Origin of the sequence: Salinisphaera sp. SWV1, assembly GCF_052044155.1 — a bacterium.
Lineage (GTDB): Bacteria > Pseudomonadota > Gammaproteobacteria > Nevskiales > Salinisphaeraceae > Salinisphaera.
Window position 1 is genome coordinate 40,886 of sequence record NZ_JBQDYE010000024.1, and the last position, 14,505, is coordinate 55,390.

Sequence of the window (14,505 nt, forward strand, 5' to 3'; positions counted from 1 at the left end):
CAAGTCCATGCCGTTTCTCTGTCTGGCGGCGCTGGGCATTGTTTACGGCGATATCGGCACCAGCCCGATCTACGCGCTGCGCGAAGCCTTCTATGCGCATGCCAGCATCGGCACGCAGGCAGCCAATGTATATGGCGTGCTGTCGCTGATGTTCTGGTCGTTGATTATCGTCATCTCGGTCAAGTACCTGTCGGTGGTCATGCGGGCGTCCAACAACGGCGAGGGCGGCATCATCGCGCTGGTGGCGTTGCTCAATCCGTGGAAGACCGAGAAGACCAGCCGGCGCTACATTCTCATGCTGCTCGGCCTGTTCGGTGCGGCGTTGCTCTACGGTGACGGCACGATCACGCCGGCGATCTCGGTGCTGAGCGCCATCGAGGGGCTCCAGGTCGCCACGCCGGCCTTCAAGCCCTACGTGGTACCGATCACGATCGTGATCCTGATCGGCCTGTTCCTCATCCAGCGCCGCGGTACCGCCGCGGTCGGGGCCTTCTTCGGGCCGGTCATGCTGCTCTGGTTCGCCGTGCTCGGCGTGCTGGGCATCGGCGGCATCGTCCACACCCCCGGAGTGTTTGCCGCGATCAACCCGGCCTATGCCGTCGCGTTCTTCGCCACGAACGGCTTTGCCGGCTTCCTGGTGATGGGCACCGTATTCCTGGTTGTCACCGGCGGCGAGGCGCTCTATGCCGATATGGGGCATTTCGGTATCGCGCCTATTCGCATCGCCTGGTTCGCGGTGGTTCTGCCCGGGTTGCTACTCAATTATTTCGGCCAGGGCGCGCTGATGCTGTCGAACCCGCAGGCGCGCCAGCCGTTCTACGACCTCGCGCCGCACTGGGCGCTGTATCCGGTGGTACTGATCGCCACACTGGCCACGGTGATCGCCTCCCAGGCGGTGATTTCCGGGGTGTTCTCGCTCACGCGCCAGGCGGTTCAGCTGGGGCAGCTGCCCCGGCTGCGCATTATCCAGACGTCGCGCGAGTCCTACGGCCAGGTCTACATCCCGATGATGAACTGGATTCTGATGGCCGCGACCATCGGCCTCGTGATCGGGTTCAAGAGTTCGGACCGACTGGCCTCGGCCTACGGCGTGGCGGTGTCGCTGGACATGGTGATTACCACGCTGCTGGCGTTCTTCGTGGCTCGGCGCTGGGGCTGGTTTCCGAATATCGCCGCCGGTATCGCGCTGGTGCTGATCGTGATCGATCTTTCGTTCTTCGGCGCGAACATCTTCAAGATCCCGGACGGTGGCTGGTATCCGCTGCTCGTGGCCGCCCTGATTTTCTTCATCATGGCGACCTGGCGAACCGGCCGTGAACTGGTGGGTCGGCACCTGGATGAAGACACCGAGCCGATGGATGAATTCATCCAGGCGCACGCCGATGATAGCTTTCGCGTGGCCGGCACGGCCGTGTTCATGACAGGGGCGACCCGCAAGACGCCGCCGATGCTGCTGCACCATCTGCGCCACAACAAGGTGTTGCACGCACAAGTGATCCTGCTGACCGTGCATACGCGCGATGTGCCGCGGGTGCCGGCGGCCGAGCGTATGGAGATCGAAGACCTCGGTCGCGGTTTCTATCGCATGCAGCTCTACTACGGCTTCATGCAGACCGCGAACGTGCCGGTGGCGTTGCGGTTCGCGCGGGAATACGGGCTGGAGGTCGATGTCGAGGAAACAACGTATTACGTCGGCCGCGAGACACTGATTCCCACAGCGGAGGTGCCGGGCATGATGGTCTGGCGCGAACGGCTGTTCGCCTACATGTCGCGTAACGCCATGCCGGCGACGGCGTATTACCTGATTCCCAGCGATCGGGTCGTCGAACTCGGGCTCCAGATTGAACTCTAGGGCCTGTTGCCGTTTCGTGCGCGTCCGCGCCAAGCGCTTCCTGAAAAATTACTAGGGGCGGCAAGACGAGGCGTAGCGAACGTCGCGTAGTCGTTCTACGTGAGAGAGCACCAACGCTGGATTGCGGCAAAACAGCGCTTGTCCCTTCGGGTTGGGCCGCCCATAAAATCAACCAGGGCGCCGATACGGCGTTGCGCGTCTTGATCGTGGCACGCCACGACCGGCGACGCGCGCCTTGTCTCGACGGATTTGCGGTCTCCAACGTGGCACGTGTACGAAACGGCAACAGGCCCTGGGTTCCCAGTTCCGCCAACAAATGGTCTGGCTGAGAAAAGAAGGGCTCAGGGTTTCGATGTTGCCGGCCGGCCAGCGCCGGAATGGATGACGCGATGCCAATCCGAGCGGGCGGTGACGCCTTGCTTTCGCGGGTCGCCGCGATGGACCCGCGCCGGGTGTGACGGCTTTACCTGCGCGAGTCGGCATGCAGCCTGTTAAAATGATGGCGAGCGTATCCAGACGAGGCGTTTATGGCAGGGCATAGTAAATGGGCGAATATCCAGCACCGGAAGAAGGCCCAGGACAAGAAGCGCGCCAAGGTATTCACGCGGCTGATTCGCGAGATCACGGTCGCGGCCCGTATGGGCGGTTCGGATCCCAACGATAATCCGCGGCTTCGTCTGGCCTGGGACAAGGCGTTGGCCGCGAATATGCCCAAGGACAACATCGAGCGCGCGGCCAAGCGCGGCGCGGGCGAGTCCGGTGGCGACAACTACGAGGAAGTGCGTTACGAAGGGTACGGCCCGCAGGGCGCGGCGATCATGGTCGACTGCATGACCGACAACCGCAATCGCACTGTCTCCGAAATCCGCTATGCGTTCAGCCGCAACGGCGGCAACATGGGCGCCGACGGGTCGGTGGCCTATCTGTTCGATCGCAAGGGCGTACTGACCTTTTCGCCCGAGGTGAGCGACGAGGACGTGCTCGACCCGGCGCTGGAAGCTGGTGCCGAGGATCTGGTGGAGTACGAGGACGGCTCGTTCGAGGTGCTCACCGCGCCGGACGACTACACTCACGTGCGCCAGGCGGTCGAGTCGGCCGGGTTCACGCCCGCCGACGCCGACGTCACCATGCGCCCGTCGACCACGGTGGAACTGACCGGCGACGCGGCCCGCACCTGTCTCAAGCTGATCGATGCGCTGGAAGACATCGACGACGTGCAGAACGTCTACAGCAACGTCGAATTCGACGAGGAATCGCTCTCGGACGAGGCGGCCTAGGGCCTGTTGATGTTTCATACGAGTCCGCGCCAAGCGTTGTTTTGCGGCAAGACGAGGCTTAGCTCGCGCCGTGCAGTCACCCTGCACAAGCGGGCTACAACGCTGGATTGCCGCAAAACAGCGCTTGTCCCTTCGGGTTGGGCCTCAAATCGCGCCCGGTGGCGTTGCAAGCCTGGGTCGTGGCACGCCACGACGCGGCGGCTCGCGCCTTGCCGGACACCATTTGCGGTCTCCAACGCGGTGCTCGTATGAAACATCAACAGACCCTCGTGCCGAGAATCATCGGCATCGACCCCGGTTCGACCGTGACCGGCTATGCCGTGGTCGACGGCGGCGCCGCCCCGTGTGCGCAGATCATCGATTGCATCCGCCTGCCGCGCGCCGATTTTCCGACACGGCTGGGCCTGATCTTCGATCGTCTGTCGGAGGTGATCCGTGAATACCGGCCCGACGAAATGGCGATCGAGAACGTGTTCGTCTCGCGCAATGCGGCCAGCGCGCTCAAGTTGGGTCAGGCGCGCGGCGCGGCCATCTGTGCCGGGGCCTCGGCCGGTCTGCCGGTGGCGGAATATACGCCGACCCAGATCAAGCAGGCGATCGTCGGTCGCGGCCATGCCGACAAACTCCAGATCCAGCACATGATTGCCATGCTACTCGGGGCGAAGGGGCCGCTACAGGCGGATGCCGCGGATGCCGCCGCCGTGGCGCTGTGCCACGCCCATCATGCGCACACCCGTGGCCGCATACAGGCAGCGAGGGTGCGCACGCCATGATCGGCCGGCTGCGCGGGCGCATCGTGGAAAAACAGCCGCCGCGGCTGGTGATCGACGTCGGCGGCGTCGGTTACGAGCTGGAAGCGCCGATGTCGACGTTCTTCACGCTGTCACAGCAGTCCGGTGAGGTGACGCTGCTCACGCAGATGGTCGTGCGCGACGATGCCATCCTGCTGTACGGCTTTGCCGAAGAGGCCGAACGCCGCCTGTTCCGCGAATTGATCAAGGTCTCGGGCGTGGGGGCCAAACTTGCTTTAACCGTGCTGTCGGGCATGAACGTGGCCGACTTCGTGGCCACCATCGAGGCCGACGATGCCGCACGGCTGACCGGGCTGCCCGGCGTGGGCAAGAAGACCGCGGCCCGGCTGTTGGTCGAGATGCGCGACAAGTTGTCCGGCACGGATATCGCGCCCAGCCTGAATTCGGCACCGCCCGGCGGTGGTGTTGAGGTCGCGGATGTAGGGGCGAGTGCCGACGCGCGCCATGCCCTGATCGCTCTGGGCTACAAGCCGGCCGAGGCGGATCGATTGCTGCGTGGCCTGGATGCCGATGGCAACGACAGCGAAGCGCTGATTCGCGAAGCATTGAAACGAGCGGTGCGCTGACATGCCGCCCGAGTTCGAAGAGGCGGGCGAGCAGCGCCTGATCGGTTCGGCCGAGCGCCCCGAGGACGGCCGCTTCGATCGCGCGCTGCGCCCGACCGGGCTGGCCGAATATGTCGGCCAGCCCGAAGTATGCGAGCAGCTCGACATTTTCGTTTCCGCCGCGCGCGCGCGCGCGGAAGCCCTCGATCACGTACTGATCTTCGGCCCGCCCGGACTGGGCAAGACCACGCTTGCGCACGTGATCGCCAACGAAATGGGCGTGGGTTTTCGCCAGACCTCCGGCCCGGTGCTGGAGCGGCCGGGCGATCTGGCGGCCCTGCTGACAAACCTCGAGCGCAACGATGTGCTGTTCATCGATGAGATCCATCGGCTGTCGCCGGTGGTCGAGGAGGTGCTTTACCCCGCGCTCGAGGATTACCAGATCGATATCGTGATCGGCGAAGGGCCGGCGGCGCGCTCGATCAAGCTGGACCTGCCGCCGTTCACGCTGGTCGGCGCCACCACGCGGGCCGGTGCCTTGACCTCGCCGCTGCGGGACCGCTTCGGCATCGTGCAGCGTCTGGAGTTCTATTCCCGGGCCGATCTGGCGTCGATTGTCACGCGCTCGGCCGGGATTCTGGAAATTGCCATCGAGCCGGCGGGTGCCGACGAGATCGCTCGCCGATCACGCGGTACGCCACGCGTGGCCAACCGCCTGTTGCGGCGCGTGCGCGACTACGCCGAGGTACGTGCCGACGGTCGGATCAATGGGGGCACCGCGGCCCGGGCGATGGACATGCTGCGCGTTGACGACAACGGCTTCGACGTCATGGACCGCAAGCTGCTTGGCGCGTTGATCGAAAAATTCGAAGGCGGGCCGGTCGGGGTGGAAAGCCTGGCGGCCGCCATCGGCGAGGCACGCGAGACCATCGAGGACGTCATCGAGCCGTATCTCATCCAGCAGGGGTTCATGATGCGCACGCCGCGCGGCCGGCTGGCCACATCCGCGACCTATCGTCATTACGGCCTGCCGGTACCGCAAGCCGATCGTCCCGCCGACTCGGATCTGTTTGATTTCGATGGCTGATCCGGCGGCGGCGTTCGCGATCGGTCTGCGCGTCTACTACGAGGACACGGATGCGACCGGTGTGGTCTACCATGCCAATTATCTGCGTTATTTCGAGCGGGCCCGTACCGAATGGCTGGAATCACGGGGCCTGGGGCATCGCGCGCTGGCCGAGGAACACGGCGTGGTCTTCACCCTGGCCGATCTTTCGATTCGTTTCCGCCGCCCGGCCCGGCTGGACGACCGTCTGGCCGTTAGCGCGACGATCGCGGAACGTACGCCGGCGCGCGTTGTCTTCGAACAACAGATCACGCGCGATGGCGCCGCTTTAGTTCAGGGCCAATTCACGGTCGCCTGTGTAAAAGTCGCCAACTTCCGGCCGTGCCGGTTGCCTGAAGCGCTTATCAAGGAGTCGAGATGAACGTCGCGACCGACATGAGTCTTGTCAGTCTCATCATGCAGTCGAGCACCCTGGTCAAGGCCGTGCTCGTGATTCTGCTGCTCGCATCGATCGCCTCATGGGTGGTGATTTTCTCCAAGCGGCGATTGATGAAAAACACGGTCGCCGAAATGGAATGGTTCGAGGATCGCTTCTGGTCCGGCGGCAATGTCAAGGACATCTACGAGGAAGTTCTTCGTCAAGACGATCATCCCGAAGGGATGCCGGCGCTGTTCAAGGCCGGTTACGAAGAACTCAAGCGCCAGCGTAATCAGGGCGACGCCACCAGCGCGGACATCGTGCCCTCGGTACAGCGGGCGATGCGGGTGGCGTTGTCGCGTGAACTCGAACGGCTGGAATCCGGGCTCGCGTTCCTGGCGACGGTCGGTTCGATCAGTCCTTATGTCGGTTTGTTCGGCACCGTCTGGGGCATCATGAGCGCGTTCATCGGGCTTGGTAATGTGCAGCAGGCGAGTCTGTCCATGGTCGCGCCCGGGATCGCGGAGGCGTTGATCGCCACCGCCATGGGTCTGTTCGCTGCCATCCCCGCGGTGGTGGCCTACAACTTCTTCACCAATCGCCTCGAGTTCATCGAGAACCGGTTCGATACCTTCATGGAAGAAATGGCGGGCATCGTCGAACGCGGGGTGCATGCCGCCAACCCCATCGGCCGTGAGCGAGCGCAGAAGAAGACGGAAAGGCCCGAGCCCACGCGCACCGCGCCGGAACTGTAACGGTTTGTGGATCGCGAAGGATCGTCGCTCATGAGATCGCGAAAAAAACGCCGTCTGACCGCCGAAATCAACGTCGTACCCTACATCGACGTGATGCTGGTACTGCTGATTATCTTCATGGTCACGGCTCCGTTGTTGACCACGGGCGTGAATGTCAATCTGCCCAAGGCGCCGGCCAAGGTGCTCGACATGAAGAACGATCATCCGATCGTTCTGACCGTGACCGCGAATGGCGACATGTCGCTCAACGTCGGCCCGTCGCCGGACAAACCGTTGTCCCCGGACCAGATCACATCAACCGTGTCCAAGGTGCTCCACGAACGCCCCAACGCACCCGTTGCCGTACGGGGCGACGGCTCCGGCGCCTATGCCAACGTCGTGCGCGGCATGGTGTTGCTGCAGCGGGCCGGGGCCGGACATGTCGGCCTGATCACCAACAACATCGACAAATCGAAGCGTGGGAGCGGCGGCTAAGTGCTGGATTTGTTGTACAAGATCGGTGACAACTGGCGTGCGGTCATGCTCGCGCTCTTGCTGCACGGGCTCGTCGCGGCGCTGCTGATCTTCGGGCTCGAGTTCTTCCACCCTGGGGCCTCGAAAGGCAACCACGGCCAATCCATTGTAGAGGCCTCGGTTGTGAGTACCCGCGATCAGCCCACCCAGCCGCCGACGCAGAAGGCCAGGCCGCAACCGGAGCCGAAGCCCAAGGCCAAATCCGACCAGCAGACCGAAGCAGCCAGGCAGAAGGCGGCCGAGCAGAAGGCGGCCGAGCAGGCGGCGCAGGCGAAGGCACAGAAGGAAGCCGCCGAAAAAGCAGCGCAGGCGAAGGCGCAGAAGGAGGCCGCCGAGAAGGCAGCGCAGGCGAAGGCGCAGAAGGAGGCCGCGGAGAAGGCGGCGCAGGCGAAGGCGCAGAAGGAGGCCGCCGAGAAGGCGGCGCAGGCCAAGGCGCAGAAGGAAGCCGCGCAGAAAGCGGCGCAGGAAAAGGCGCGGAAAGCTGCCGAGCAGAAGGCGGCGCAGAAAGCGGCACAGGAGGAAGCGCGAAAAGCCGCTGAGCAGAAGGCGGCTCGGGAAAAGGCGCAGAAGGAGGCCGCCCGCAAGGCGAAACAGAAGGCGGCCCAGGAGAAAGCCAGGAAGGAAGCCGAGGCAAGGAAGAAGGCTCAACAAGAAGCGGCGCAAAAGAAGCAAGCCGCCGCGGAGGCCGCGAAGAAAGCCGCGGCCGAGAAAAAGGCGCGTGAAGCGGCGGCGAAATCGGAACTCCGTAAGGCGCTGGCTCAGGAGTCCGCCGGCCGCCAGAGTGCGGCTAACCGAAAGGCGCTTGCGGCCTACAAGAGCGCGATCGAGGATAAGGTGGAGGGCAACTGGATTCGTCCGCCCGGCGTCTCTAATATCTCGTGCAAGGTCAAAGTCAAACAGTTGCCGGGTGGCCAGATCACCAATGTGCAGCTTCTCGGGTCTTGCGGTAGCCCGGCGATCGATCGGTCGGTCAAGCAGGCCATCTACAAATCCGATCCGTTGCCGGCACCGCCGTCGGACAATCTGTTTCAGCCAGAAATCGAGTTCACCTTCAGGCCGGACCAATGAAATACAGAAATCTTCACTCGCTCGTTGTCGGCTTCGCCGCCCTGTGCCTGATGGCCATCGCGATATCCCCGGCCCAGGCTGCGCTGCAGGTGGATATCACCAAGAGTTCGGATAGCGCCATTCCGATCGCGATTGCGCCGTTCGGCTCCGGTCAGAGCCAGAAACTGCCGGTCGACGTGGCCAGGATCGCAAGCCGCGACCTGGCCTCGACCGGGCTGTTCAAGATGTTTCCGCGCAGCAATATGCTGGCGCATCCGAGTTCGCCGGATCAGGTCAATTACGATAACTGGCGCACCCAGAATGTGGACAACCTGGTGGTGGGTTCGGCCGCGCCGAACGGCCAGGGCGGCTACAAGATCACCTTCAGCCTGCTGGATGTGGCTCAGGGCCAGTCGGTGGCCAGTTATCAGCTCAACGCGGGGGCCAATCAGTTGCGCCAGGCCGGGCATACCATCGCAAACCTGATCTATCAGCGATTCACCGGCAAGAAGGGCTACTTCCTCTCGCGCATCGCCTACGTGACGGTTACCGGCAGCTCGGCGGACCATCGCAAATTCCGTCTGGTGGTTTCGGATTACGACGGTAGTCATCCCAGCACCGTGTACTCCTCGCAGGACCCGATCATGTCGCCGGCGTGGTCGCCGGACGGCAGCAAGCTCGCTTACGTGGCCTTCAATGTCTACAAGGGCGTCAGCAGCGTCCGGGTCCAGGATCTGGCCACCGGCCACGTCCGCACGATCACTTCGGGGTCCGGGGTCAATGGCGCCCCGGCATGGTCGCCGGATGGCAAACGGCTCGCGCTGACGAAGTCGACCAACGGCAACAGCAATATTTATGTCTACAACCTGTCGACCGGCAAGATGCGGCAACTGACCCACGACAGCGCGATCGATACCGAGGCGGCGTGGTCACCCGACGGCCAGAACATCGCGTTCACCTCGGATCGGGGTGGCCAGCCCCAGATCTACGAAATGAGCAGCCAGGGTGGGCAGGTGCAGCGCCTGACTTACGACGGCCAGAGTAACCAACGCCCGGATTTCTCGCCCGATGGAAAATCGCTGGCCATGGTTCAGAAGAGCGGCAACGGTTTCCGCATTGCGGTGATGAACCTTGCCAACAATAATGTGCGCATCGTGAGCGACGGGCCGCTGGACGATAGTCCGGCCTTCGCACCCAATGGCCAGGCCATTCTCTACGCGACCCAGGGCAGCCGCAATTCACTGGCGACTGTTTCGGTCGACGGCAAGGCGAAATCCACGCTTTCCCAGGCCGGCGAAGTGCGCGAGCCCGCGTGGGGCCCGTTCGGAAACTGAGTTAACGGATTGATACGCCGGTCGGATTCCCCTTCAGGCGGCGGTTGACAAACAATAGCAAGGAGCGTTCGAGCAATGCGTCACTTCGACTTCCAATTCGCCCGCCGGCTGATGCTGGTGATGATGCTACTCGCCAGTGCGCTCGCAGTGACGGCTTGCGCCGGCAACAAGAACGTTCGCGGCAACGGCGGCATGCCGCAAGCCGGGATGCAGGGCAGCAACGGTCAGGCGTCCGGCACGGGCCAGCGTCGTGACATCGACGTGCGCGGTCTTCAGGATATCCCGCAAGGCGACCGTCACTTGTTCACCGACCCGAACAACCCGCTGTCGACCCGCACCATCTATTTCGCGCTGGACAGCAGCTCGATTGCGTCGAAGTACGGGAAGGTGATCCAGGCCCACGCCCACTATCTGGCCAATCACCCGAAGGTGCATCTGCGTCTGGAAGGCAACACCGACGAGCGTGGCACACGTGAATACAATGTCGCGCTTGGCGAGCGCCGCGCGGAATCGGTAAAGCAGGCACTGGTATTGTCCGGCGCCAACGCGAGCCAGATCACCACGATTTCCTACGGTGAAGAAAGGCCGGCTGTGCTTGGCCATACCAAAGCGGCGTACGCCAAGAATCGTCGTGTTGACTTCATCTACACGAATCAATAGTCGCTAGGGGCGAACGATGCGTAACGCGTTGATCACCAAGATATTCGCCGCCACGGTCGCGCTTGCCGCGACTGGGCTGGCAGCCCATCCTGCCATGGCGGATTCCGCCGACAGCAACTCGCAGCCGTTGCGATTGGCCCAGAACGACAATGGCCCGAAACTGTTCACGCTGTATCAGCAGATTCAGAATCTCCAACAACAGGTCCGGGATCTGAACGGCCGGGTTGATACGCTGCAGCACAAGCTCAAGCAAAATGAGAAAGGCCAGCGCGATCTCTATCAGAATCTCGACAAGCGATTGAGCAAGCTGGAGAACGGCGGTGCGGGCGGCAGTGGCAGTAGCGGCAACGCTCATGGTAGTCAGGCGGCGACCGGCAACGATGACGGTAGCAATGCCTCGGATGTCGATGCCGCTACCCAGGCGGCTTACATGGACGGCTTCAACAAGCTCAAGAACGGCAAGTACGATGCAGCCATCGCCGCGTTCAAGCAGTTTGTCGCCCAGCACCCCCACACCAGTCTCACCGACAACGCCTGGTACTGGCTGGGCGAGACATATTACGTCCAGCAGAAGCTCGGCCAATCGGAAAAGGCATTTGACACGGTCGTGAATCAGTTCAGTGATTCGTCCAAGGTGCCGTCGGCGTTGTACAAGATTGGCCTGATCAAAGCGGCGCACAATCACAGCGACAATGCCAAGGCGACATGGCAGCGCGTGGTCGATCAGTATCCGAACAGCGACGCCGCCGGTCTGGCCCGGAAGAAACTGCAGTCGCTGGGCAGCGGCGGCTGACGGATACGTAACCGTGCCCGACATACTCGACGTACGATCCGACGAGATCCGCCGCGACGGCGTGCAGAGCAGCCGTTGGGCACAGCGCGAGGATGCGCTGCGCATCACCGAAATATTCTGTTCCCTGCAGGGCGAGGCCCGTTCGGCTGGGCGAGTGTGCACCTTTGTTCGCCTGACCGGTTGCCCGCTACGCTGTCGGTACTGCGATACCGCTTACGCCTTTCACGGTGGCGAGTGGACCCGGCTGGACGACATCCTCGCCCGGGTGGATGCATTCGGTGCACGTGATGTCTGTGTGACCGGCGGCGAGCCGCTGGCCCAGCCCAACGTCGCGCCGCTCGTGCGTCGCCTGTGTGATGCCGGCTACGATGTGTCCGTGGAAACCGCCGGGGCGCTGGATATCCGGCCCATCGATGTGCGCGCCTCGCGGGTGGTTGATATCAAGACCCCTGATTCGGGCGAAGCAGCCCGTAATTGGTGGGATAATATCGATGCACTCACCGACCATGACCAGCTGAAGTTCGTGATCTGCTCGCGTTCGGATTACGAGTGGTCCAAGTCGCGTCTGGCGGAAATCACGCCGCCGCCGGGATGCATGATCTGGTTTTCGCCCAGCCACGGTGAAATCACCGCGCGCGACCTCGCCGACTGGATCGTCGCCGATCGCCTGCCTGTGCGCTTCCAGCTCCAGCTGCACAAGCAGCTCTGGGGCGACGCGCCGGGCCATTGAACGACATCACTCCCGTTTTTCAGGAAAATCCATGTCTTCGTCCGATCAGCCCCTGGCCGTCGTTCTGCTGTCCGGCGGTCTCGATTCAACCACATGCCTGGCCGAAGCGGCGGCCGCCGGGTATCGCTGTTATGCGCTGAGCTTCGACTATGGCCAGCGCCATACCGCGGAACTTACCGCGGCGAAACGGATTGCGGCTGCGGCCGGGGTGGCCGAGCACAAGATCGTCACCATCGACTTCGACGGCATGGGCGGCTCGGCGCTCACCGACGACCGCATCGATGTGCCCGAAAGTCCGACCGAGGGCATACCCTCGACCTACGTGCCTGCGCGCAATACGCTTTTCCTGTCGGTCGCGCTGGGTTGGGCGGAAGTACTGCATGCCGAGGCGATCTATATCGGGGTCAATGCCGTCGACTATTCCGGCTACCCGGACTGTCGGCCCGAATTCATCGAAGCATTCGAACGCATGGCCGCGCTCGCGACCAAGGCCGGGGTCGAAGGCTATCCGGTTGCGCTAAGGACGCCCCTGATGCATCAGACCAAAGCCGAAATCATTCAGCGCGGGCAGGCGTTGGGCGTCGATTACAGCCAGACCGTGACCTGCTATCAGCCCGACGCGGATGCCCGGGCCTGTGGTCTTTGCGATGCCTGCCGACTGCGCCGTGCCGGGTTCGAGGCCGCCGGCGTGAGCGATCCGACCCGCTACCAGCCGGACGCGCCGAACGCCTGAATCGCAGGGGTGGCAAAATCGCCATTTTCCGGTATCATTCGCGCTCCGCGTGGGGCCGTTAGCTCAGTTGGTAGAGCAGTTGACTTTTAATCAATTGGTCGCTGGTTCGAATCCAGCACGGCCCACCATTAAAAAACTTGTTAAACAGTCGGTTATAGCATTTAACAAGGAGTATCAAACGAGTGCGGTTTCGCTCGTTCTACGCGGGTGCTACGTTCGTCGCGTGTTAAACACGTGAGAACGAAACCATGCAGACCGCTATTCTTACCCCTTCGCAATCGCGCGATGCGCGCGATCAACTCGCGCTATCCCAAGGGCGCGTGGCAGCCGACACTGGTGTTAGTCGGGCTTACCTCTCGCAGTTCGAGTGCGGGAAGCTTGCGCTGCGTAGCGCAGAGCTAAAACTGCTGCGAGAATTTTACGCCTCACGTGGCGTAGAGTTTATGCTGGCACCCGCAGACGACCCAGCAGAACCTGGTCCAAGTGGGCCGCGTGTGAGGGACGGATTTCTAATCCCGGACACACTAACGCGCGATGAAGCTGACGATCTGCTGAATATGCTCGTTGAGAATGATGAGCAGGCCCGTAAACGACTCATGGCTGACGCGCCAAACGACTCGGTCTTGCCGGGTAAGAACATGCGAGCATCGGCTCGGGAAGCCCGTGAGGCAATCAATCTGATGGCTCGAAATTGGCTTCTTGTACTGCGATTGCACGGTCGGGAGTTCGATCCACTAATTGAATCAAAGAGCAATGGTAGGACCGTAGGCCTCGTCCACAGGCGTGAGCTTGTTCCGATTTTCGAAGGCAATCTTCGAAATACCGAGTACCCGCATGATAGCGTTTAAGCTCCAAACTCACACCTCCCCCAGACAGTCTAACTTTGCCTAAGTCGTGTTGCTTGGATCACGCAAGGCCGGCTTTCCTACGGCTGGCGTGAATCAATTTTTAAATGGTTTGTGGGAGGTAAAGGTTGATTACCCAAGAGCAAATAGACGGGATAGAGTGTCAAGTCTGTCTCGATAAGTCATTTTTTTTTATTGCCTGTCAAAGCTTAATTTCAACATGGGCCCGCGAAGAAGAAGCCAAGACTTTGAAGGCACGAGCGAGCAATGTAAGCAAGAAAGGGGGGCAGTCTAGTGGTCAGCGTGCTAGTGAGCTTTACGCATCATCGGCGCTTGCTCGATGGGAAAGCGACCGATCTGCAATATCGACAATTGTTTTCAGCGCCCTAATGGTCGAAGCCCTCCTAAATTTTCTCGCCCGCGAACGTCTAACTAAATTTAGACGCGAAGCGATCGACAGTCTCGCTATCCCTGAAAAGCTTGCCATGTTGACCAAGCTTCTTGGTAGCGAGGATTTAGAAGAGAATGATCACTGTATTGGGTACGTAAAATTCCTTGCAAAGCAGAGGAATCGACTAGTTCATTTCAAACCGAGAACCTTCAAATTTGGCGCGTTGCAGCGCGGAGACGAAAAAACCTTCCACTATGGCGTCGAACAGGCGGCGAAGGCGGTTACAGCCTGCTGCCTAGTCCAGATTACGTTGAGCCAGTATGCCGGTGTTCGCGGCAGATACGATGACGTTATCGACGATACAGAAATATGTAAACTTCCCCTCGAACAATTACTACAGCGAGACGCTGCAAATTATCTGCGCCAGAGAAATCGAGAAATTGAGGTTCATAAGGAGAAAAACGGACTAGCTGGGATTAGGCAAAGCCTTAGAAAGCAATGGTTTTGGTGTCAATCAATGTTGGGCTGATATTACGTTATCTTTTGCATTGCCTTGAAAGTCATTGCGCCTCTTTCTGGGTCGCTGATTGCCCCGCAGGGCCGGCACGCAGCTAGCAATTCGGGGAAGTATTATTCTTCACAGGGTTAGTCTGTCCCGCAGTGGTCTGCCGGACGCGGGATGCGCTGTCGATTTTCTTGAGTAATCGATCTTCTGCTGTGCCGACGGCCGGCTA

16 protein-coding genes and 1 tRNA gene are annotated in these 14,505 nt (G+C 61.6%); all 17 read left to right on the forward strand.

All coding sequences use genetic code 11. The annotated features are described in order from the left end of the window. Positions 1-7 precede the first annotated feature (7 nt). The 17 genes from ACS8YF_RS12475 (at position 8) to ACS8YF_RS12555 (ending at position 14,300) form a co-directional block, all read left to right on the forward strand. Positions 8-1,852, forward strand: coding sequence for a potassium transporter Kup (locus tag ACS8YF_RS12475; RefSeq protein WP_440850558.1), 1,845 nt, complete (start codon positions 8-10; stop codon positions 1,850-1,852). A 527-nt stretch (positions 1,853-2,379) separates the two neighbouring features. Beyond that, the gene (locus tag ACS8YF_RS12480; protein ID WP_440850530.1) at positions 2,380-3,129 is read left to right on the forward strand and encodes a YebC/PmpR family DNA-binding transcriptional regulator; all 750 of its coding nucleotides are present in this window, start codon (positions 2,380-2,382) and stop codon (positions 3,127-3,129) included. 269 nt (positions 3,130-3,398) lie between these two features. Further along, complete coding sequence (gene ruvC, locus ACS8YF_RS12485; RefSeq protein ID WP_440850559.1) at positions 3,399-3,902, forward strand: crossover junction endodeoxyribonuclease RuvC; 504 nt, start codon at positions 3,399-3,401, stop codon at positions 3,900-3,902. Continuing rightward, a complete protein-coding gene (ruvA, locus tag ACS8YF_RS12490) occupies positions 3,899-4,507 on the forward strand; it encodes a Holliday junction branch migration protein RuvA (RefSeq protein WP_440850531.1) in 609 nt (202 codons plus the stop codon). The genes ruvC and ruvA overlap by 4 nt, the downstream gene beginning before the upstream one ends. Before the next feature lies 1 nt (position 4,508). After that, positions 4,509-5,573, forward strand: a complete 1,065-nt coding sequence (gene ruvB / locus ACS8YF_RS12495) for a Holliday junction branch migration DNA helicase RuvB (protein ID WP_440850532.1) — start codon at positions 4,509-4,511, stop codon at positions 5,571-5,573. Then, complete coding sequence (gene ybgC, locus ACS8YF_RS12500) at positions 5,566-5,973, forward strand: tol-pal system-associated acyl-CoA thioesterase (protein ID WP_440850533.1); 408 nt, start codon at positions 5,566-5,568, stop codon at positions 5,971-5,973. The genes ruvB and ybgC overlap by 8 nt, the downstream gene beginning before the upstream one ends. Beyond that, positions 5,970-6,725, forward strand: a complete 756-nt coding sequence (gene tolQ / locus ACS8YF_RS12505) for a protein TolQ (protein WP_440850534.1) — start codon at positions 5,970-5,972, stop codon at positions 6,723-6,725. The genes ybgC and tolQ overlap by 4 nt, the downstream gene beginning before the upstream one ends. A 30-nt stretch (positions 6,726-6,755) precedes the next feature. Further along, on the forward strand, positions 6,756-7,199 hold the full coding sequence (gene tolR, locus ACS8YF_RS12510) for a protein TolR (protein WP_440850535.1): 444 nt from the start codon (positions 6,756-6,758) through the stop codon (positions 7,197-7,199). Then, the gene (gene tolA, locus ACS8YF_RS12515) at positions 7,200-8,306 is read left to right on the forward strand and encodes a cell envelope integrity protein TolA (protein WP_440850536.1); all 1,107 of its coding nucleotides are present in this window, start codon (positions 7,200-7,202) and stop codon (positions 8,304-8,306) included. Next, on the forward strand, positions 8,303-9,619 hold the full coding sequence (tolB, locus tag ACS8YF_RS12520; protein ID WP_440850537.1) for a Tol-Pal system beta propeller repeat protein TolB: 1,317 nt from the start codon (positions 8,303-8,305) through the stop codon (positions 9,617-9,619). Before tolA ends, tolB begins: the two co-directional genes overlap by 4 nt. Positions 9,620-9,694: 75 nt before the next feature. Beyond that, the gene (pal, locus tag ACS8YF_RS12525) at positions 9,695-10,279 is read left to right on the forward strand and encodes a peptidoglycan-associated lipoprotein Pal (protein WP_440850538.1); all 585 of its coding nucleotides are present in this window, start codon (positions 9,695-9,697) and stop codon (positions 10,277-10,279) included. Positions 10,280-10,295: 16 nt separating this feature from the next. After that, positions 10,296-11,072, forward strand: a complete 777-nt coding sequence (gene ybgF / locus ACS8YF_RS12530; protein WP_440850539.1) for a tol-pal system protein YbgF — start codon at positions 10,296-10,298, stop codon at positions 11,070-11,072. Between the two features lie 61 nt (positions 11,073-11,133). Next, complete coding sequence (gene queE / locus ACS8YF_RS12535) at positions 11,134-11,802, forward strand: 7-carboxy-7-deazaguanine synthase QueE (protein ID WP_440850560.1); 669 nt, start codon at positions 11,134-11,136, stop codon at positions 11,800-11,802. Positions 11,803-11,833: 31 nt separating this feature from the next. Beyond that, on the forward strand, positions 11,834-12,535 hold the full coding sequence (gene queC / locus ACS8YF_RS12540; RefSeq protein WP_440850540.1) for a 7-cyano-7-deazaguanine synthase QueC: 702 nt from the start codon (positions 11,834-11,836) through the stop codon (positions 12,533-12,535). A 52-nt stretch (positions 12,536-12,587) separates the two neighbouring features. Next, a tRNA-Lys gene (locus ACS8YF_RS12545) sits at positions 12,588-12,663 on the forward strand. Between the two features lie 120 nt (positions 12,664-12,783). Continuing rightward, positions 12,784-13,383 carry a helix-turn-helix domain-containing protein gene (locus ACS8YF_RS12550; protein ID WP_440850541.1) on the forward strand — a complete coding sequence of 200 codons (600 nt, stop codon included), beginning with the start codon at positions 12,784-12,786 and terminating at the stop codon, positions 13,381-13,383. A 125-nt stretch (positions 13,384-13,508) separates the two neighbouring features. Beyond that, positions 13,509-14,300, forward strand: a complete 792-nt coding sequence (locus tag ACS8YF_RS12555) for a hypothetical protein (protein WP_440850542.1) — start codon at positions 13,509-13,511, stop codon at positions 14,298-14,300. Positions 14,301-14,505 lie beyond the last annotated feature (205 nt).